Source organism: Shinella sp. S4-D37, from assembly GCF_040812195.1.
Taxonomy (GTDB): Bacteria; Pseudomonadota; Alphaproteobacteria; order Rhizobiales; family Rhizobiaceae; genus Shinella.
This window is the reverse complement of record NZ_JBFNXL010000005.1, coordinates 882,110-899,969: the sequence shown is the minus strand read 5'-3', so window position 1 is coordinate 899,969 and position 17,860 is coordinate 882,110. Positions and strand designations below refer to the sequence as shown.

Below are 17,860 nucleotides of genomic sequence, written 5' to 3'. Positions count from 1 at the left end.
CGATCGAGAGGGAACCCATGACCATGCTCCGCCACACCATGCTGCTTTCATTCTGCGCCGCCGTTTCGCTGACGGCGCTGTCGGCCGCACGCGCAGCCGATTCGGACACCACCACCCCACCGGTCGCGACCGAGACGACGACGACCTGCACGGACGGCAAGATCTGGAACGAGGAAAAGAAGGAATGCGTCGCGCCCGAGGACCTGAAGCCGGCCGAAGGCACGCCCGCGGAGGACGAGGCGACGCAGGAGGAAGAGAAGAAGACCGAGCGCGAGATCGACGACAAACTCTATCAGGCGGCACGCGAATTCGCCTATGCCGGCCAGCACGAGAACGCGCTGCGGGCGCTGCGCGCGGCCTACGACCAGGAGGATCCGCGCATCCTCAACTATATGGGCTACAACACCCGCAAGCTCGGCAACATGGCGCTGGGCATGGCCTATTACGAGCGGGCGCTGCAGAAGGACGAGAACTATATCCTCGCCCGCTCCTATATGGGCCAGGCGCTGATCGAGCAGGGCGATATCGAAGGCGCCCGCGTCCAGCTCGTCGAGATCCGCGATCGCGGCGGGGAGAAAACCTGGGCCTATCGCGCGCTGCTCCAGTCGCTCGGCGGCGAGCGCACCACTTACTGACACAGATGCCGGCGGCGCCGTGCGGAAACGGCACGGCGTCGATGGCCGACAGACCAATCGTTGAGGGAACGCAGGAAACTGCGCTCCGGGTTGCCGTTCATGCTTGCAGACCTTAGGAAGAATGTTTCATATCAGACGGTCGCCGCCCGCCCGGCAGCGAATAGAGTTTTGATCCCGAACGTTTCCTTGGAAAAGCAATGCGTCCGACGGCAGAATCGAATGAGTTCCGGCGAGAATTGGTCAATTTGCTGCCGAAGTTGCGCCGTTTCGCCATGACGCTGACGCGCAACGGCAGCGATGCCGACGACCTCGTGCAGGAGGCATGCGAGCGGGCCATCACGCGGAGCCATCTGTGGAACGGGGAAGGCCGGCTGGAAAGCTGGGTTTATGCCATGACGCGCAATCTGTGGGTGGACGAGATCCGCAAGCGAAAGGTCCGCACAGGGTCCGGAACGGTAGATGTGGCCGAGCAGGATAACCTGCATATCGAAGCGTCGGCCGACAAGGCGGTCTATGCCAAGCAGTTGCACAAGTTGATCATGACCATGCCGGAAGGTCTTTCGAGTGTCTTTCTCCTCGTCAATGTCGAAGGCCACAGCTATCGGGAGGCGGCGGATATCCTGGGCATACCGATCGGCACCGTGATGAGCCGGCTTTCGGCCGCCCGCATCCGCCTTGCGGCCATGATCTCCGAACAGATGGAAAGGAGGGCCTGATGGTGGAGAGCACACAGGGTCTTCCGCTCGAAGTCCGCCTGTCGGCCTATCTCGACGGCCAGTTGCCGGAAGCGGAAATGGACGAGATCAACGCGATCCTCGCCGAGGACGACGATGCGCGCATGGTCTTCGAGAAGCTGAAGCTCGGCAGCGAATTCGGCGCCCGCGCCTTCGAAAAGCTTTTGCAGGAGCCCATTCCGCTCGACCTCGTGCGCAACATCAAGGACGCCGGCAAGAAGGACGACGAGCCGCCGAAGGCGGGCTTTGCCACCATTCCGGTCGCCGCCGCCGCGCCGCGCCGCCCCTCCGCCCTCTGGCCGAAGGCGCTCGCCGCCTCGCTCGTGCTGTTCATCGCCGGCGCCGCCGGCGGCTATCTCGTCGGCGAACGGCAGGACGGCACGGCCGAACTTGCCGCTACCCAGTTCGCCCCCGCGCGCACCTGGCTGGACGACATCGCCGACTACCATCGCATCTATGCCCGCCAGACGCGCCATCTCGTGGAAGTGCCGGCGAGCGAGGAGGCACATATCGTCGAATGGTTGTCGGCCAGCACCGGCGTGCCCTTCAAGCTGCCCGATCTTTCCGACCAGAATCTCACCTTCGAGGGCGCGCGCCTGCTGGTCGCCGGCGGCAAGCCGGCCGCGCAGCTTCTCTATCGCAATGCCCAGAACGAGGTCTTCGCCATCTGCTTCGTGCAGAGCGACCCGGTGGAGACCGTCACGGCCCTTTCCGAAAGCATGCGCAACGATATCGGCCTCGTCTCCTGGCAGAAGGGCAGCGCGTCCTATGTCGTCGTCGGCCCCTCGGCCGATCCGGCCCTGGAGCGCATCGCCGAGGCGGTTTCCTCAACGATCTGAGCCGCCACGGATTTCCCGCCGCGCCCTATGAAAAAAGCCCGGCAACATCGCTGCCGGGCTTTCTGTTTGTCCGGGAGCGCCGCTCAGCCCCGAACGGCGAGCACGCGGTTGGCGGCCGAGACGATCGCTTCGAGCGAGGCCGTCACGATGTTCGTGTTGATGCCGACGCCGAACAGCTTGCCGCCCGGATGCTCGACTTCCACATAGGCGATGGCCGCCGCGTTCGAGCCGTGCTGGAGCGAGTGCTCGGAATAATCGGCCACCGACATCGGAATGCCGAGATAGATCGACAGCGCATGGATGAAACCGTCGATCGGGCCGGTGCCCTTGCCCTCGATGCGCTTCGTCTCGCCGCCGTCGGTGATTTCTGCCGCCACGATGCGCGTGCCCTTCTGGCCGGCATCGTCGGGATAGGTGTGATGGTCGACGAAGCGCAGGCGCGTGCCGGGCTGGGTGACGTAACGGTCCATGAAGCTCTGGTGGATGCGCTTCGAGGGGAGCTCGACGCCCTCCTCGTCGGTGATGCGCTGGATCTCCTCGCGGAACTCCACCTGGAGATTGCGCGGCAGGTTGATGCCGTAGTCTTCCTGCAGGATATAGGCGATGCCGCCCTTGCCGGACTGCGAGTTGATGCGGATGATCGCCTCGTAGGAACGGCCGACATCCTGCGGGTCGATGGGCAGGTAGGGCACTTCCCAGAGCGGCTTGTTGGCCGTCTTGATGGCCTTCATGCCCTTGTTGATGGCGTCCTGGTGCGAGCCGGAGAAGGCGGTGTAGACCAGTTCGCCGACATAGGGATGACGCTCCGGGATGGCCATCTCGTTGGAATATTCGTAGACGGACTTGATGCGCTCGATATCGGAGCAGTCGAGCTTGGGATCGACGCCCTGCGTGTACATGTTGAGCGCCAGCGTCACCACGTCGACATTGCCCGTGCGCTCGCCATTGCCGAACAGCGTGCCCTCCACGCGGTCCGCGCCGGCCATCAGCGCCAGTTCCGTGGCGGCGATGCCGGTGCCCCGGTCGTTGTGCGGGTGCAGCGAGATGATGACGTTCTCGCGGTTGTCGATGTTGCGGCACATCCATTCGATCTGGTCGGCATAGATGTTCGGCGTCGCCATCTCGACGGTGGACGGCAGGTTGAGGATCAGCTTGTTGTCGGCCGTCGGCTTCACGATCTCGACGACCGCGTTGCAGATCTCCAGCGCCACCTCCAGTTCGGTGCCCGTAAAACTCTCCGGCGAATATTCGAAGCGGTAGCCGCCACCGGCCCTGGCGGCCATGTCGGTGATCATCTTGGCGGCATCGGTCGCGATCTGCTTGATGCCGGCGACGTCCTTGGCGAACACCACGCGGCGCTGCAATTCGCTGGTCGAATTGTAGAAGTGGATGATCGGTTTGTGCGCGCCTTCCAGCGCCTCGAAGGTGCGGGTGATCAGCTCGGGCCGGCACTGCACCAGCACCTGGAGCGAGACGTCCTCAGGCACGTTGCCCTCTTCGACGCACCAGCGGGCGAAGTCGAAATCGGTCTGCGAGGCGGAGGGGAAACCGATCTCGATTTCCTTGAACCCCATATCGAGCAGGAGCTGGAACATGCGGGCCTTGCGGTCGTGGCCCATCGGGTTGACCAGCGACTGGTTGCCGTCGCGCAGGTCCACCGAACACCAGATCGGCGCCTCGGTGATCGTCCTGGTCGGCCAGGTGCGGTCCGCAATGTTGATGGTCGGATAGGCCTGGTACTTGACGGGCGCCTCGGGCATGCCCTGCTTGGGGGAATGGGTCTTCACAATCATCGTCTTCGTCTCTTCGTCGTCCCGGCATTCGCGAAAGCGTCATAACGCCTAACGAGGGCGAATGCACCGGAATTCATGCGTAGGGGTGAAACGAGGAGCTATTGCCGGACGGGCTTTTCGGCCGCCGGGCGCTCCTCAGCGAACCCGGCAACCGCGCGTAAGGCCGAGAAGAAGAAGCGAGGAGAAGCCGCGCGAACGCTCGCGAACAGCTGCGCTGCTGCGGGAAACGCGTTCGATGATGTGGGCGCTGGCTTTCAACATGAGGCGGCTTATAGCGGCGGGAGGAGGAAAGCGCAACCCACGACATGAAAAAGCCCTCCGCGAAGGGAGGGCTTCGTTTGTTCACGAGGTCCGCAAACCTCTCCTTCGTCATGCCGGGCCTGACCCGAGCATCCACGCCGCACCCGCCTTGTGGATCCTCGGGTCAAGCCCGAGGATGACGGAGAGGGCGGAGCAAACGGCTGAAAGCCTCAGATATCGGCCTGCGAGGTCACGATGCGCGAGACGAGGCCGTAGCCCTTGGCTTCCTCGGCGGAAAGCCAGTAGTCGCGGTCCGTGTCCTTGGCGATCTTCTCGATCGGCTGGCCGGTGGCGTCAGCGAAGATCCTGTTGAGGCGCTCGTTCATCTTGATGATCTCGCGGGCCTGGATCTCGATATCCGACGCCATGCCGCGGGTGCCGCCCGACGGTTGGTGCAGCAGGAAGCGAGTGTTCGGCAGGCAAAGGCGCTGTTCCTTGGGCGCTGCGACATAGATCAGCGCACCGGCCGAGGCGACCCAGCCCGTACCGATCATCCAGACCTTCGGCTTGATGAACTTGATCATGTCATGGATCGAATCGCCCGATTCGACATGGCCGCCGGGCGAATTCACGTAGATGCGGATGTCGTCGTCGCTGGCGGCGGCAAGCGCCACGAGCTGCGAGCAGACCTTCTGCGCCAGTTCCTGGTTGATCGGCCCGTAGATGAAGATCGAACGCGACTTGAAAAGGTTCGCCTCCGTTTCCTTGCCCAGGGGCAGTTCCGTCTTCTTGTCGTCTTCGTCGCTCATCCAAAGTCTCCGGATTGCTCGTCAATGTCCTGTCGCTGTCAGATAATGCGACTCACCGGCCAAGACAATGCAACAAAACCGATAGGCGGCGATAGAGCCTCGCCGTACCACCGGAAAACAGGGTAAATGCGCGCCGCCTAGCCGCGCCCGCGATAGGGCTGCACGCCCTGGTCCGGGATCCACACGCCCTTCGGCGCGTCTCCGGTCTGCCAGAACACGTCGATCGGAATGCCGCCGCGCGGATACCAGTAGGCGCCGATGCGCAGCCATTTCGGCTCCAGCAGATCGACGAGCCGCTTGGCGATGTCGATGGTGCAATCCTCGTGGAAGGCGCCGTGGTTGCGGAAGGAATGCAGGTAGAGCTTCAGCGACTTCGATTCGACCAGCCAGCCGTCCGGGATATAGTCGATGACGATATGCGCGAAATCCGGCTGGCCGGTCATCGGGCAGAGCGAGGTGAATTCCGGCGCCGTGAAGCGCACGACGAAATCCGTGCCGGCGTGATTGCTCGGCACCTTCTCCAGAACGGCGGTCTCCGGACCGGACGGCAGGTCGACCGCCTGGCCGAGCTGCGACAATCCCGATACGTCAGTCTTGCTCATTGCGAACCTCTTCGATCTTCACCCGGATTCCATGCGCCTTTTCCGTCTCGGGCTCGACATGGATGGCGATCCGCGCACCCGGCTGCACGGTACGGATGGCGTCCTCCAGCCGGTCGCAGATGTCATGCGCCTCGCCGACGGGCATTTTCGCCGGCACGACGAGATGGAAGTCGACGAAGGTGGCGGCCCCCGCCTTGCGCGTCTTCAGGTCGTGCACGCCGAGGGAGCCCGCGCCATGCGCGGCGATCGCCGCCTGGATGGCCTCGGCCTCCTCCGGCTCGACCGCGTGGTCCATCAGCCCGTCGACCGAATGGGCGATGACCTTCCAGCCCTGATAGAGGATGTTCAGCGCCACGAACACCGCGAGCAGCGGATCGAGCACCGCATAGCCGGTCGCGATGGCGAGAACGAGGCCGACGAGCACGCCGACCGAGGTGACGACGTCGGAGAGGATATGCTGCCCGTCCGCCGACAGCGCCGGCGAGCGATAGCGCTTTCCCGCGCGGATGAGCGTATAGGCCCAGACCGCATTGATGACGCCCGCGAGGAAATTGATGGCAAGGCCGTGCGCCGGCGCCTCCATGGGCGCCGGCGCGAACACCGCCGGCAAGGCCTCGGCGACGATGAGCAGCGCCGCCACGACGATCAGCACGCCTTCCAGGACCGCCGAAAGGTATTCTGCCTTGTGGTGACCGAAGGGATGCGTCTTGTCCGCGGGCTTGGCCGCATAGGTGATCGCCGCGAAGGCGACGATGGCCGCGACCACGTTGACGCTCGATTCCAGCCCGTCCGACAGGAGCGCCACCGACCCGGTCAGCCACCAGGCGACCAGCTTCAGCCCCATCACGAAAAGCGAGAGCGGGATGCCCCAGAGCGCCAGCCGCTTGACCCTGTCGGAATTTTCCATGCCATTCTCCATGCGCATGCAACCGAGTTGCAAAAAGCCTGGCCCATCAACGCAAAACCGCGCGCACGGGGTCGTGCACGCGGTTTTCTCTTGGGGTCGATATTGGCCAGTTCGGCCGTTTTGTCAAAGCCTCAGGCGGCTTTTACCTTCGCTTTTTTCGAAAGGTGCGCCACCACGTTCTCGATCATGCGCATGCCGGCGTCCTGGCCGAGCGTCATGATCGATTCCGGGTGGAACTGCACCGCGGCGACCGGCTCACTGGCATGCTCGATGCCCATGATCGTGCCGTCCTCGCTCTCCGCCGTGATGATGAAATCGCGCGGCAGCGTGGCGGGGTCGGCGAAGATCGAGTGGTAGCGGCCGACCGTCACCTCGCGGCCGAGGCCGGAGAAGACGACGCCCGGCTCCAGCACGCGGATGCGCGAGGGCTTGCCGTGCATGGGGATGGCGAGTTGGCGCAACTCCCCGCCATAGGCCTCGGCGAGCGCCTGCAGGCCGAGGCAGACGCCGAAGATCGGCAGGCTGCGCGCCCGCGCCTTCCGGATCGTCGCCTTGCAGTCGAAGTCCTTCGGGCTGCCCGGTCCGGGCGAAAGCACCACGAGATCCGGCTTGATCCGGTCGAACACCTCTTCGGGAACCGGCGTGCGCACCGTCGTCACGCTCGCGCCCGTCTGGCGGAAATAGTTGGCGAGCGTGTGGACGAAACTGTCCTCGTGGTCGACGAGCAGGATGTTCACGCCCGCGCCCACGGCCGCGACGTCGCGCTGGACTTTTGCGGAGTTGCCGGACCTGGCGTCGCGGATGGCTGCGATCATGGCGGAGGCTTTCAGTTCGGTTTCGGCTTCTTCTTCTTCCGGGTTGGAATCGTAGAGCAGCGTGGCGCCGGCCCGCACTTCCGCGATGCCGTCCTTGATGCGGATGGTACGCAGCGTCAGGCCCGTGTTCATGTCGCCGTTGAAGCCGACCATGCCGATCGCCCCACCATACCATGCCCGCGGGCTCTTCTCATGCGCCTCGATGAAGCGCATGGCCCACAGTTTCGGCGCACCGGTGACGGTGACGGCCCAGGCATGCGAGAGAAAACCGTCGAAGGCATCCATGTCGTCGCGAAGGCGCCCCTCGATATGGTCGACCGTGTGGATGAGGCGCGAATACATCTCGATCTGCCGGCGACCGATGACCTTGACCGAGCCCGGCTCGCAGACGCGGCTCTTGTCGTTGCGGTCGACGTCCGAGCACATGGTCAGCTCGGATTCGTCCTTCTTCGAGTTCAGCAGCTTCAGGATCTGCTCCGAATCGGCGATCGGGTCGTCGCCGCGCTTGATCGTGCCGGAGATCGGGCAGGTCTCGATGCGCCGGCCCGACACGCGCACGAACATTTCCGGCGAGGCGCCGACGAGATACTCCTGGTTGCCGAGATTGATGAAGAACGAATAGGGCGACGGGTTGATCGCCTTGAGCCGGCGGGAGATTTCCGACGGCTTGCTCTCGCAGCGCTCGAAGAACTTCTGGCCGGGCACCACCTCGAAAAGGTCGCCGCGGCGAAAACTCTCCTTCGCCTTGACGACCAGCTCGGCATATTCGCCGGGGCGGTGGTCGCCGTGCGGCGGGATCACGTCGACGGTCTGGAACGGTTCGGGAGCGATCGCCTCGCCCTTGCCTTCCGTCGAGACCCCGCCCTTGGCGAAGTCGTAGCGATCGATCCAGGCCTTGGCGGCGTAGTGGTCGACGACGAGGATCTCGTCGGGCAGGAACAGCACCATGTCGCGCTGGTCGTCCGGCCGCGTGAGCTTCAGGTCGATCGCATCGAACTGGAAGGCGAGATCGTAGCCGAAGGCGCCGTAGAGGCCGAGGCTGGCATCCTGGTCCGAATGGAAGAGGTCGGTGACGGCGCGCAGCACCGTGAAGACCGTCGGCATCTTGGAGCGCTCTTCCTCGGTGAAGACCCGGTCGGGCAGCTTCACGTCGAGATCGAGACGGTTTGCCGTGCGGGCGCCGAGCGCCAGTTCCGGCACCTCGGCCAGGCGATCGGCGATGAAGGCGAGCAGCACCTCGCCGCGCGCATTGTAGGCCTCGATCCAGACGGAGCGGCCGAAGGAGGAGATGGCGAGCGGCGGATCGACGACGGCGGTGTCCCAGCGGGTATAGCGGCCGGGATATTCGTAGTTCGACGAGAAGACCGCGCCGCGCCGTTCGTCGAGCTTGTCGACATAGGCGGAGATCGCATGCGCGTAGTCGGCGGCCCGGCGGCGGCGCGTGACGGTCACCCCGCCCTTCGTCTCGTAGGCTTCGGCGCCGTCTTCCAGGATTTTCGTGGCCATTCCCCAACTCCGTTTCAGGCCCGGTCCCGTGGCGGCGGCCCAAAAAGAAAAAGCCGCCTCGAAGGTTCCGAGCGGCTTGTCGTCTCAATCACGCATGACTGGTCAAGGCCGCCTCAGCGAGCCCACCACCAGCCAGCGATGATGATCATCTTGTTCATGAGCGGAGTGTTAGCGTGAAGTGCAGCCGCGCGCAAGGCCGATTGCAGGCCCCGCCGCAGGGCTTTGCGGATGTTGCGCGCCGGCATCACCTGCCATCGCGCTTGCTGCGCATCGCCCCTGCATGGCGAAACAATTCGTCGATATGGCGAATTTTCGCCATGTCCGGAAGTTTGCTCCTTTTGTGAGCACATGCTAATTGCGCTCTATAAAAATACCGATATCAAGGCAAGAATCCATGGTCCCCATCATGGTGGAACAGTTCCGCGAAATGCAGGCCCTGCTCGCGGAAACGATCGCAGATTACGAGACGCCGGAGTTCAAGAGGCTGGACGGCAGGATCGCCCATGCCTTCGACGCCCTCTACCGGCATGAGCCGCGCAACACCGACGAGGCCCACAGCCTGATCGGCCTGTTCCTCGACATTATCGAAGAGAATGACGGGGGCGACAGCGCCCACCTCATCCAGCGCGTGCGCGCGATCATCGACGATCATGCCGGCTGGTGCCGCCCGGCGATGGAAATCACGCACGGCGCGGGCATCTGACCCCGCCACCGGCAACCAAATCCGTTTTCCGGCGTTCTTCTGCTGACCGTGTCAGCCGGGAGACGGAACCATCATCACGCTTCAACGATTAGCCCTCCTCGCCGCCTTGCTTCTCCTGGCCGGCGCCGCCGACCTGCCGGAGGAAGGCCCCCTTCCCATCGCAAGACCGGACGTAACGGCCCCGGCAGAAACCACCGAGGCCGAACGGAAGGTGAAGCACGACGCGGAGAAGGCGAAGGAACGCCCGAAGGCGGACGGCGGGCAGGACGCCGCCTGCCGGGCGGCGCTGACGGCGATCGGCGCCCGCTTCCAGACGGCACCCGCCATCAACGACGGCAAGGCCTGCGGCATCGACAGCCCCGTCCTGCTCGAAGGCCTGCCGGGCGGCATTGCGGTCGAGCCTGCCGCGACGATCCGCTGCGAAACGGCGCTGCAGCTTGCCCGCTGGATGGAGGGATCGGTGAAACCCGCGCTCAAGGCGGCGATGCCGGGCGAGACCGTCACCGCGCTCTCGCAGGCCTCGGCCTATGTCTGCCGCAACCGCAACGGGGCCGATGAGGGCAGGATCTCCGAGCACGCCTTCGGCAATGCCGTGGACATTGCCGGCTTCACGCTGAAAAGCGGCAAGACCGTCACGATCCGCCCGGCGGACAGGGAACCCACCCTCGAAGGCGCCTTCCAGCGCGCCATCACGGAGGCCGCCTGCCTCTACTTCACCACCGTGCTCGACCCGGGCAGCGACGCGGCACACCAGAACCACCTGCATCTCGACGTGAAGGCGCGGCGCGGCGGCTATCGCTATTGCTGGTAGGGGCCGATTAAATTTCGCCCCGCTCCTGCAAAGGCCGGGCGCCAGCCCCTATCTCAGGCAGGACCGACCGTCCCGCATTCACAGCCAACGAGGTTTCCGCCCATGTCCATCACCCCCTACGAGCTTTCCATCCCGGCCTTCCAGCGCGGCTTTACCGTGCTCACCAAGCTGCTCGACAAGGCCGAGGCTTTCGCCGAGGAGAAGAAGATCAAGCCGGAAATCCTGGTGAATGCCCGGCTTGCGCCGGACATGCTGTCGCTCGCCGGCCAGATCCAGCGCATGAGCGACACCGCCAAGGGCGCCGCCGCCCGCCTGACCGGTACGGAGGCCCCGAGCTTTCCCGACGACGAGACCACGCTGGCCGACCTGCGCGTGCGCATCGCGAACACGGTGTCCTATCTCGCCACGGTGCCGGAATCCGCCTTTGAGGGCGCGGCGGAACGCACCGTCGTGGTGAAGACGCGCGGCGGCGAGACAGTTTCTGCCGGCAAGGACTATCTCCTCGCCTTCGCCCTGCCGAACTTCTACTTCCACCTGACGACCGCCTACGCGATCCTGCGCCACAACGGCGTTCCCGTCGGCAAGCTGGATTTTCTCGGCCGGACGTAAGACCTGCCAGATTGTCTTGAGCGATCCGGCTCTCTCTCTCTCTCTCTCTCTCTCTCTCTCTCTCTCTCTTCCTCCCTCCCCTCCGTCATCCTCGGGCTTGACCCGACCATGCCGGAGGGAAGGTTTGCGAGAGCGCCGACACGCCCGCCTCCCCGCCTCAGAACAACCCCTCGATATACCCCTCTTCATTGAGGAAGATCCTCTCCGACGACGGCACCTTGGGCAGGCCGGGCATTGTCATGATCTCGCCGGTGATGACGACGACGAAGCCGGCGCCGGCCGAAAGGCGCACCTCGCGCACCGGCACCGTGTGGCCGGAGGGCGCGCCGCGCAGGTTCGGGTCCGTCGAGAAGGAATATTGCGTCTTGGCCATGCAGACCGGCAGGTTGCCGTAGCCCTGCTCCTCCCAGATGCGCAGCTGGTCGCGCACCGACTTGTCGGCGATCACCTCGCCGGCATGGTAGATGTCCTTGGCGATGGTCTCGATCTTCTGGAACAGCGGCATCTCGTCCGGATAGAGCGGCGAGAACTGCGAGAGGCCGGATTCGGCAAGCTCCACCACCTTGTGCGCCAGGTCCTCGATGCCGGCCGAGCCGAGCGCCCAGTGCCGGCAGAGGACCGCCTCGGCCCCGAGCGTGGCGACATAGTCCTTCACCGCCCGGATCTCCGCATCCGTATCCGAGATGAAGTGGTTGATGGCGACGACGACGGGCACGCCGAACTTCTTGACGTTCTGTACATGGCGGCCGAGGTTGGCGCAGCCCTTCTTCACCGCCTCGATGTTCTCCCGGCCGAGATCGTCCTTCTTCACGCCGCCGTTCATCTTCATGGCGCGCACGGTGGCGACGATGACCGCCGCGTCCGGCTTCAGCCCGGCCTTGCGGCACTTGATGTCGAAGAATTTTTCCGCCCCGAGATCGGCGCCGAAGCCGGCCTCCGTCACCACGTAGTCGGCAAGCTTCAGCGCCGTCGTCGTGGCGACGACCGAGTTGCAGCCATGCGCGATGTTGGCGAAGGGACCGCCATGCACGAAGGCCGGATTGTTCTCCAGCGTCTGCACGAGGTTCGGCTGCATGGCATCCTTCAGGAGCACCGTCATCGCGCCGTCCGCCTTGATGTCGCGGGCGAAGACCGGCGACTTGTCGCGGCGATAGCCGACGATAATGCTGCCGAGCCGCTTTTCGAGGTCCTTCAGGTCCGTCGCAAGACAGAGGATCGCCATGACCTCCGAGGCGACCGTGATGTCGAAGCCGGTCTCGCGCGGATAGCCGTTGGCGACGCCGCCGAGCGAGGCGACGATGTGGCGCAGCGCCCGGTCGTTCATGTCCATGACGCGCCGCCAGGCGATGCGGCGGATGTCGATGTTCTGCTCGTTGCCCCAGTAGATATGGTTGTCGATGAGCGCCGAGAGCAGGTTGTGCGCCGAAGTGATGGCATGGAAATCGCCGGTGAAATGAAGGTTCATGTCCTCCATCGGCACGACCTGCGCATAGCCGCCGCCAGCCGCCCCGCCCTTCACGCCGAAGCAGGGCCCGAGCGAGGCCTCGCGGATGCAGATGATCGCTTTCCTGCCGATGCGGTTGAGGCCGTCGCCGAGGCCGACCGTCGTCGTCGTCTTGCCTTCGCCCGCCGGCGTCGGGTTGATCGCGGTGACGAGAATCAGCTTGCCGTTCTTCCTGCCCTTCTGCCCGGCGATGAATTCGGCGCTGATCTTCGCCTTGTCATGGCCGTAGGGCAGAAGATGCTCGGGCGGAATGCCGAGCTTCTCGCCGATCTCCAGGATCGGTCTCTTCTTCGCGGCGCGGGCAATTTCGATATCGGATTTCACGTCGGCCATGCGGTGTCGCTCCCTCTCGGCACAGCTACCGCAACCGGGTCTCCTCCCCCGAAGGCGGCGCTTCCCTCATTATTTGCCGCGCCATTTCATCGTGAAGCGGGGGGCAATGCCACACCGGGTTTTGCCGCCCGCTAGACCAGAAACGACACGGGGAGATAAATTTGCGGCGAAGGGCGAAAGAGATCTTGCCTCTATCCGCTCTTCGCAATGCGCTGTTCGCCCACTACCGCGCCAGCACGTCCCGCATCTCGACGAGGTTGGAGCGCACGCGCAGGATATAGAAGCCCATCGTGGCGAGATGCGTCGGCATGATCCAGCCGTCCTCGCGGCCGTTCGAGATGATCGCCGGCTGGATATTCAGCGCAGACCGCAACTGCTTGATGCTCTCGATCCAGATCGGCTCGATGCCGCGCGACTTGATGACGGCGTCGAAATCCGCGCCGGCGGCCGAAAGGATGCCGTAATAGCCGTAGAGCTGGCCGTAGGCGAACCAGTAGCGATCGTCGGCGCGCGTATCGAACCAGCCGCCGTCGTGGAACTCGGACCGCTCGCGAATGATGGCCGAGGTCGCGCCGATATCGTTGGCGATGCGGTCGAGGAACTCGATCAGGTTGTCCGAACGGCCGTCGAAGATCGCATCGCAGGCTTCGAGCGATGCATTGAACTTGCGCAGGTCCGCCATCGCCGTGCGGTAATAGGTCGGCGTCGGTGTCTTCGGCAGCAGCGAATCCGAGCCGAAATACCAGGTCTCCTCGTCGAACTGGATATTGCCGCGGGCCCGCTGGAGATCGGCGTTGATGCCCGAGGTGCCGCGCACGCGGCCGAGCGAATCGACGAGCTCCACCGCCGTGCGGCGGACCGCCTGGTTGATGCCGCGCTGGAACGAGGCCTTGTTGTCGAACCACGGCGTCTTGTCCCAGTCGAGCCCGAAGAGGCCGAGCTTGTAGAGCAGCATGGAGGAGATCCAGGCATTCTGGTCGACATTGTAGTCGATGAGGTCGGCGGTCACGTCGACGATGGCCGAGCGCACGCAGGTCTTCGGCTCCGGCTCGGCGGCCTCGCCCGCCGCCGGTGTCGTCGCTTGCGCGCCCGATGTGCTGCCGGCATCCTGCTTGCGCTGGGCGAGGTTGTAGCTGTTCACGTAGTCGGGGTTGAAGCCGCTCCACATCTGGGTCTGCCAGATGAAATAGGCATAGAAGCCGACGAGAAGCACAAGGCCGATACCGATCGGCCCCTTGATGATCCAGCCGCGGGCCCGATACCAGTTCGCCACCGTGAGGAACGGCCAGAGGATCCAGGCGATCACGAGGCCGATGCCCCGGCCGATGGCCGCGAAGATGCGCTGGAAAAACGCGACGATCGGGTCAAGCATTGGCGTCGTCCTCTCTGATACCGAATAGTTTCCTGCGGAAGGCAGCCTTGTCCTGCAGATAGGTCCGCGTCAACGTCGCCACAACATGGGCGCGGAACTTTTCGCTGTATTGCTCGTAGGAGGCGTAGAAGCCCTGCTTGTCGAAGACGAAGCGGGAGACGAAATCATAGGGAACCATCTGTGAAATCAGGCGGTTGACCAGCCACTGGTCCGGATGATCGGGCGCTGCGCGCACCAGCGTGAAGCGCCGCGCCGGCGGCACCTCGGCAAGCTTGATCTCGCCTGTCGACGCGACGGTGCGGATCGCCTCCTGCAGGAAGGGATAGGTGCCGTCGCGCGCCACGAGTTCGGCATTGCGATGCATCCAGGTCTGCAGCCAGATGCGGTCTGCCTTTTCGAGGTCGGCGGTCGGGTCGCCCCGGTTGACGAGGCCGACGACCGTCATCTCCGCCCGGTGCTGGAAGAGGCCGGACGGCTCCACCCAGGAGGCGCGCGGCAGTTCCAGCCGCTTGGTGGAGGCGAGGAAATCGAAGATGCGCTTGTGGTCGTCGAGCGCGATATAGCTTACCTGCCAGGGCCGCGAGCGGCGGAAGCCCGGCACGGTCGGGTCGCAGATGACCGTCGTCGTCTTGCCGTCGAGGAAGACGTAGACGCCGCCGAAATGGTTCGCCCAATAGGCCTCGTGGCGGAAGACGAGCTGGTCGGGCACCAGCGCATTGCGGCGGATGTCGCCGGTCTGTTTGGCAAGCTCCACCATGCGGTTCAGCATGGCGTCGTCCGCCCAGGCGTTCGGCACCGTCTTCAGCCGGTCGACGAGACCGCGCAGCTCCCCCGCCTTGCCGAGCATGTCCTCGGCCGACAGAACCTTGAAGCGCACCTCGTTGATCGACAGGAGGTCGTCGATGTCGTTGACGGCGGAGACGGAATCCTCGATCTCGCCATAGAGCGCGTCGCGGATAGTGATGGCGTTGATCGCCCGGGCATTGGCCGAGAAGAACTCGTGCATCAGCGCCGCGGTGTTGGAAAAGCTCGTATGCACGACCGGCAGGTTCACCTGCTCGGGCGTCATGATGACGAAGCGCCGGTTGACGCGGTTCGGATCGAGATAATCCCGGTCGCCGAGTTCGTCGGCGATCTCCGGCGAAAACCCCGTCATGTCGATGCGAAAGCTGGGAAGCGCCGTGCGGCGCATGCCGAACCCGTCCAGCGCCTTGTTGTAGCGCTCGACCAGATGCGGCTCATCGACCGGCAGCAGCCGGCCATAGATCAATTCGGCTTCGAGGAGGCGTTTCATCGGTTCTCCGCTGTGGGCAGAAACACGAAGTCCGCTCCGGATACACGCTCCGACAGACGACCCTCACATATCGCTACAATCGTCTCCAACACAGCCTCGCGCTCCGTCATCACGTCCATGTTCCAGAAACGGGCAACGGACCAGCCATTCATACCCATGAATTCATTTCGCTTCCGACCATATTCACTACCCGCATGCTGGCTTCCGTCAATCTCGGCCACCAGCATTTTCTCCCGACAGGCGATATTTGCGAAATAGGGGCCGATCGCAAGCTGCCGCACGAACTTGAAGCCGTTCAGGCGCCGCCCCCGCAAATCCGACCAAAGCCATGTTTCCGCATCATTATCGACTTGGCGCAATTGCCGTGCTCTTTCGGTCTTTTTACCGTCCGCGCCGCGCGATCTCCAAACGCCTACCACCGCCCCTCCGCCTTCATGGCCTCCATCTCGCGGATCGCCTTTTCGCGCTGGCGTTCGCGCCGGATGATGTCGGACACCGCTGCGTCGTCGGATTTGTCGGTGTAGCGGAATTCGCTGTCGGCGTAGCGGTTGATCTCCTGCAGCACCATCTCCATGGTGATCGGGCCGCGCAGTTCCTCGATCATCGCCTTCTTCTCGTCGTAGCCCTTGTGCATGAAGGCATCGGCGGTGGCGAACCAGTCGTCCGGCAGGTCGACGTCCATGGCGCGCATCTTGATCGCATCGGTAATGTTCTTGATGGCGCGGCCGGTGAAGCGCGGCTCGGCGATCTTGATGCGGTGCAGATAGGCACCGATATCGGCGAGCGACGTGATGGCGCCGTGCTCCTTCTCGTGCATCTCCCAGACGGCGAGCAGCCCCTCTTCCTGCGGCCGGGCATGCTGCCCGTAGGAGGTGGAGACGGCGCGCTTGATCTCCTGGCCTTCGAACAGCGTGTGCCCGCCGAGCGGGATCGAGTGGTTCTTGCCGACCAGCATGGCGAAGATGTCGATATAGTCGTCCTCGGTCTGCGGCCCGTCGACCAGCCAGCGGGCGCCGGCGCGCTGGCGCAGCGCATCGTCGACATTTTCCGGATAGTTGGAGAACATGCCGAAGGTGCAGTTGCCGCGCACCACGGTGGAGGCGCCGGCAAAACTTTCCATCAGCACCGCCGTCACCTCGTGCTGGCCGGCCGAGGCCCGGTCGTCCGAACGTTTCGCGGCGACCTGGTCGACGTCGTCGATCGTGCCGAAGCCGATCGCCTTCGGGTTGATGACGTTGTTGACGAATTCCTTGCAGTTCTGGCCGGATTTGCCCTGGTAGGAGGAAATCTGGTCGACGCCGAAATTCTCGTAGTGGAAGGCGTAGCCGGCGGTCTGGCAGTAATCGTTGACGAGGCCGGCGAGCATCTGGATGAGGATCGTCTTGCCGGTGCCCGGCATGCCGTCGCCGATAAAGGTGAAGAGGAAGCCGCCGAGCTCGACGAAGGGATTGAGCTGGCGCTCGAAATCGTAGGCGACGAGCATCTTCGCAAGCTTCATCGCCTGGTACTTGGCGATGTGGTTGCCGATGATCTCCTCCGGCTTCTTGAAGGTCATCGTGAGCGGCTTGCGCTTCTGGCCGGGCGCGACGTCGAAGCCGGAGAGGATGAAATCGTCCTGCTCGATGCGGATATGCGCGTTCTCGAAGCCGGCAAGGCCGGTGAAGCGGGCACGGCGGGAAATCAGCCCCTCGATGGCGACGCGCGAGAAGGCACGGGCGCGGGAAACGAGCGCCGCATCGTCGGGCGCGCCGGCAATCGTCCGGTCCAGGCCGGCGATCATGCTCTTCAGCGCATCCTGCGGCGTGTCGAAGAGATAGTCCGGCTCGCCGCCGTCCTCCACCGGCTCGCCCTCGCCCGGCAGCGTCGCGCCGAGATAGGCGGCGAAGGTGAAGGCGGCGATATAGGCGGAGGCCGACAGCAGCGCCTTGAACCGGTTGGCCTCGTCGCCGGCGAGCGGCGAGGCGAGGTTGCGCGCCTGCAGGCCCTCCAGATCGGTCTGGCGGGAAAAGGCGTCCGTCACCGCCAGCGCGACCTGGAGCCCGCGGCGAGAGCGGAAGAGAACGGCGTGCTGCTGGGGCGAGAGCAGCGGGTCGGCGGCGCGCACGGACTGGATGGTCCTTGCCAGTTCCACCTCGCGCGTGCGCCGCGCGCCGGCGGTCGAGACGGTGGAAACGAAGCGCCGGCCGGTGCCGGCAAGCGCCGCGCCCTGCCGGCCGTCGTCGCTTTCCAGGATGACCAGCCTGGTGACGAAACTCTGCGCCGCCGCCTGGTGCTTGGCGATATCGTCTTCATGGATCGTCGTCAGTCCGGCATTGAGGCTCATGGCGAGGGTCCTTCTAAGAGTTCGATGGCGA

Annotated in this window: 16 protein-coding genes; 6 read left to right on the top strand and 10 right to left on the bottom strand. The window is 64.4% G+C overall.

Annotation, left to right across the window (positions count from 1 at the left end):
- The first annotated feature begins 23 nt into the window (after nt 1-23).
- From AB3G45_RS11815 to AB3G45_RS11805, 3 genes are all read left to right on the top strand, one after another.
- On the top strand, nt 24-635 hold the full coding sequence (locus tag AB3G45_RS11815; RefSeq protein ID WP_367833562.1) for a hypothetical protein: 612 nt from the start codon (nt 24-26) through the stop codon (nt 633-635).
- A 197-nt stretch (nt 636-832) separates the two neighbouring features.
- A complete protein-coding gene (locus tag AB3G45_RS11810) occupies nt 833-1,351 on the top strand; it encodes an RNA polymerase sigma factor (RefSeq protein WP_367830736.1) in 519 nt (172 codons plus the stop codon).
- Nucleotides 1,351-2,208, top strand: coding sequence for an anti-sigma factor (locus tag AB3G45_RS11805; protein ID WP_367830735.1), 858 nt, complete (start codon nt 1,351-1,353; stop codon nt 2,206-2,208). Before AB3G45_RS11810 ends, AB3G45_RS11805 begins: the two co-directional genes overlap by 1 nt.
- 83 nt (nt 2,209-2,291) lie before the next feature.
- On the opposite strand, the gene leuA is transcribed toward AB3G45_RS11805, so the two are convergent.
- The 5 genes from leuA to AB3G45_RS11780 all read right to left on the bottom strand — a co-directional run bounded on the left by leuA (nt 2,292) and on the right by AB3G45_RS11780 (nt 8,880).
- Nucleotides 2,292-4,001: a 2-isopropylmalate synthase gene (gene leuA / locus AB3G45_RS11800; protein ID WP_367830734.1), complete on the bottom strand. Its 1,710-nt coding sequence runs from the start codon at nt 3,999-4,001 to the stop codon at nt 2,292-2,294.
- 470 nt (nt 4,002-4,471) lie between these two features.
- Nucleotides 4,472-5,050 carry an ATP-dependent Clp protease proteolytic subunit gene (locus AB3G45_RS11795; RefSeq protein WP_367830733.1) on the bottom strand — a complete coding sequence of 193 codons (579 nt, stop codon included), beginning with the start codon at nt 5,048-5,050 and terminating at the stop codon, nt 4,472-4,474.
- A 137-nt stretch (nt 5,051-5,187) separates the two neighbouring features.
- Entirely contained in the window at nt 5,188-5,652 is a 465-nt protein-coding gene (gene queF, locus AB3G45_RS11790) for a preQ(1) synthase (RefSeq protein WP_367830732.1), read from the bottom strand.
- On the bottom strand, nt 5,639-6,559 hold the full coding sequence (locus AB3G45_RS11785; protein WP_367830731.1) for a cation diffusion facilitator family transporter: 921 nt from the start codon (nt 6,557-6,559) through the stop codon (nt 5,639-5,641). Before AB3G45_RS11785 ends, queF begins: the two co-directional genes overlap by 14 nt.
- A gap of 131 nt (nt 6,560-6,690) precedes the next feature.
- Complete coding sequence (locus tag AB3G45_RS11780; RefSeq protein WP_367830730.1) at nt 6,691-8,880, bottom strand: anthranilate synthase; 2,190 nt, start codon at nt 8,878-8,880, stop codon at nt 6,691-6,693.
- A gap of 394 nt (nt 8,881-9,274) precedes the next feature.
- Here AB3G45_RS11780 and AB3G45_RS11775 point away from each other — a divergent pair, with 394 nt between their 5' ends.
- From AB3G45_RS11775 to AB3G45_RS11765, 3 genes are all read left to right on the top strand, one after another.
- A complete protein-coding gene (locus tag AB3G45_RS11775) occupies nt 9,275-9,583 on the top strand; it encodes a hypothetical protein (RefSeq protein ID WP_367830729.1) in 309 nt (102 codons plus the stop codon).
- A 211-nt stretch (nt 9,584-9,794) separates the two neighbouring features.
- Nucleotides 9,795-10,394 (top strand): extensin family protein, encoded by a 600-nt coding sequence (locus tag AB3G45_RS11770; protein WP_367830728.1) that lies wholly within the window; start codon nt 9,795-9,797, stop codon nt 10,392-10,394.
- 102 nt (nt 10,395-10,496) lie between these two features.
- Entirely contained in the window at nt 10,497-11,003 is a 507-nt protein-coding gene (locus AB3G45_RS11765) for a DUF1993 family protein (protein ID WP_367830727.1), read from the top strand.
- A 157-nt stretch (nt 11,004-11,160) separates the two neighbouring features.
- Here the strand turns inward: AB3G45_RS11765 and AB3G45_RS11760 are convergent, their stop codons facing one another.
- The 5 genes from AB3G45_RS11760 to AB3G45_RS11740 form a co-directional block, all read right to left on the bottom strand.
- Nucleotides 11,161-12,840 carry a formate--tetrahydrofolate ligase gene (locus tag AB3G45_RS11760; protein WP_367830726.1) on the bottom strand — a complete coding sequence of 560 codons (1,680 nt, stop codon included), beginning with the start codon at nt 12,838-12,840 and terminating at the stop codon, nt 11,161-11,163.
- A 223-nt stretch (nt 12,841-13,063) separates the two neighbouring features.
- Nucleotides 13,064-14,212, bottom strand: coding sequence for a DUF2333 family protein (locus AB3G45_RS11755; RefSeq protein ID WP_367830725.1), 1,149 nt, complete (start codon nt 14,210-14,212; stop codon nt 13,064-13,066).
- Nucleotides 14,205-15,506 (bottom strand): DUF6638 family protein, encoded by a 1,302-nt coding sequence (locus AB3G45_RS11750; protein WP_367830724.1) that lies wholly within the window; start codon nt 15,504-15,506, stop codon nt 14,205-14,207. The genes AB3G45_RS11755 and AB3G45_RS11750 overlap by 8 nt, the downstream gene beginning before the upstream one ends.
- Entirely contained in the window at nt 15,503-15,925 is a 423-nt protein-coding gene (locus tag AB3G45_RS11745; RefSeq protein WP_367830723.1) for an endonuclease domain-containing protein, read from the bottom strand. Before AB3G45_RS11745 ends, AB3G45_RS11750 begins: the two co-directional genes overlap by 4 nt.
- The gene (locus tag AB3G45_RS11740) at nt 15,919-17,829 is read right to left on the bottom strand and encodes an AAA family ATPase (RefSeq protein ID WP_367830722.1); all 1,911 of its coding nucleotides are present in this window, start codon (nt 17,827-17,829) and stop codon (nt 15,919-15,921) included. The genes AB3G45_RS11745 and AB3G45_RS11740 overlap by 7 nt, the downstream gene beginning before the upstream one ends.
- Nucleotides 17,830-17,860 lie beyond the last annotated feature (31 nt).

Coding starts and splice junctions, on each gene's coding strand:
- AB3G45_RS11815 (WP_367833562.1), top strand. CDS start 24: ATGCTCCGCCACACCATGCTGCTTTCATTCTGCGCCGCCGTTTCGCTG.
- AB3G45_RS11810 (WP_367830736.1), top strand. CDS start 833: ATGCGTCCGACGGCAGAATCGAATGAGTTCCGGCGAGAATTGGTCAAT.
- AB3G45_RS11805 (WP_367830735.1), top strand. CDS start 1,351: ATGGTGGAGAGCACACAGGGTCTTCCGCTCGAAGTCCGCCTGTCGGCC.
- leuA (WP_367830734.1), bottom strand. CDS start 4,001: ATGATTGTGAAGACCCATTCCCCCAAGCAGGGCATGCCCGAGGCGCCC.
- AB3G45_RS11795 (WP_367830733.1), bottom strand. CDS start 5,050: ATGAGCGACGAAGACGACAAGAAGACGGAACTGCCCCTGGGCAAGGAA.
- queF (WP_367830732.1), bottom strand. CDS start 5,652: ATGAGCAAGACTGACGTATCGGGATTGTCGCAGCTCGGCCAGGCGGTC.
- AB3G45_RS11785 (WP_367830731.1), bottom strand. CDS start 6,559: ATGGAAAATTCCGACAGGGTCAAGCGGCTGGCGCTCTGGGGCATCCCG.
- AB3G45_RS11780 (WP_367830730.1), bottom strand. CDS start 8,880: ATGGCCACGAAAATCCTGGAAGACGGCGCCGAAGCCTACGAGACGAAG.
- AB3G45_RS11775 (WP_367830729.1), top strand. CDS start 9,275: ATGGTCCCCATCATGGTGGAACAGTTCCGCGAAATGCAGGCCCTGCTC.
- AB3G45_RS11765 (WP_367830727.1), top strand. CDS start 10,497: ATGTCCATCACCCCCTACGAGCTTTCCATCCCGGCCTTCCAGCGCGGC.
- AB3G45_RS11760 (WP_367830726.1), bottom strand. CDS start 12,840: ATGGCCGACGTGAAATCCGATATCGAAATTGCCCGCGCCGCGAAGAAG.
- AB3G45_RS11755 (WP_367830725.1), bottom strand. CDS start 14,212: ATGCTTGACCCGATCGTCGCGTTTTTCCAGCGCATCTTCGCGGCCATC.
- AB3G45_RS11750 (WP_367830724.1), bottom strand. CDS start 15,506: ATGAAACGCCTCCTCGAAGCCGAATTGATCTATGGCCGGCTGCTGCCG.
- AB3G45_RS11740 (WP_367830722.1), bottom strand. CDS start 17,829: ATGAGCCTCAATGCCGGACTGACGACGATCCATGAAGACGATATCGCC.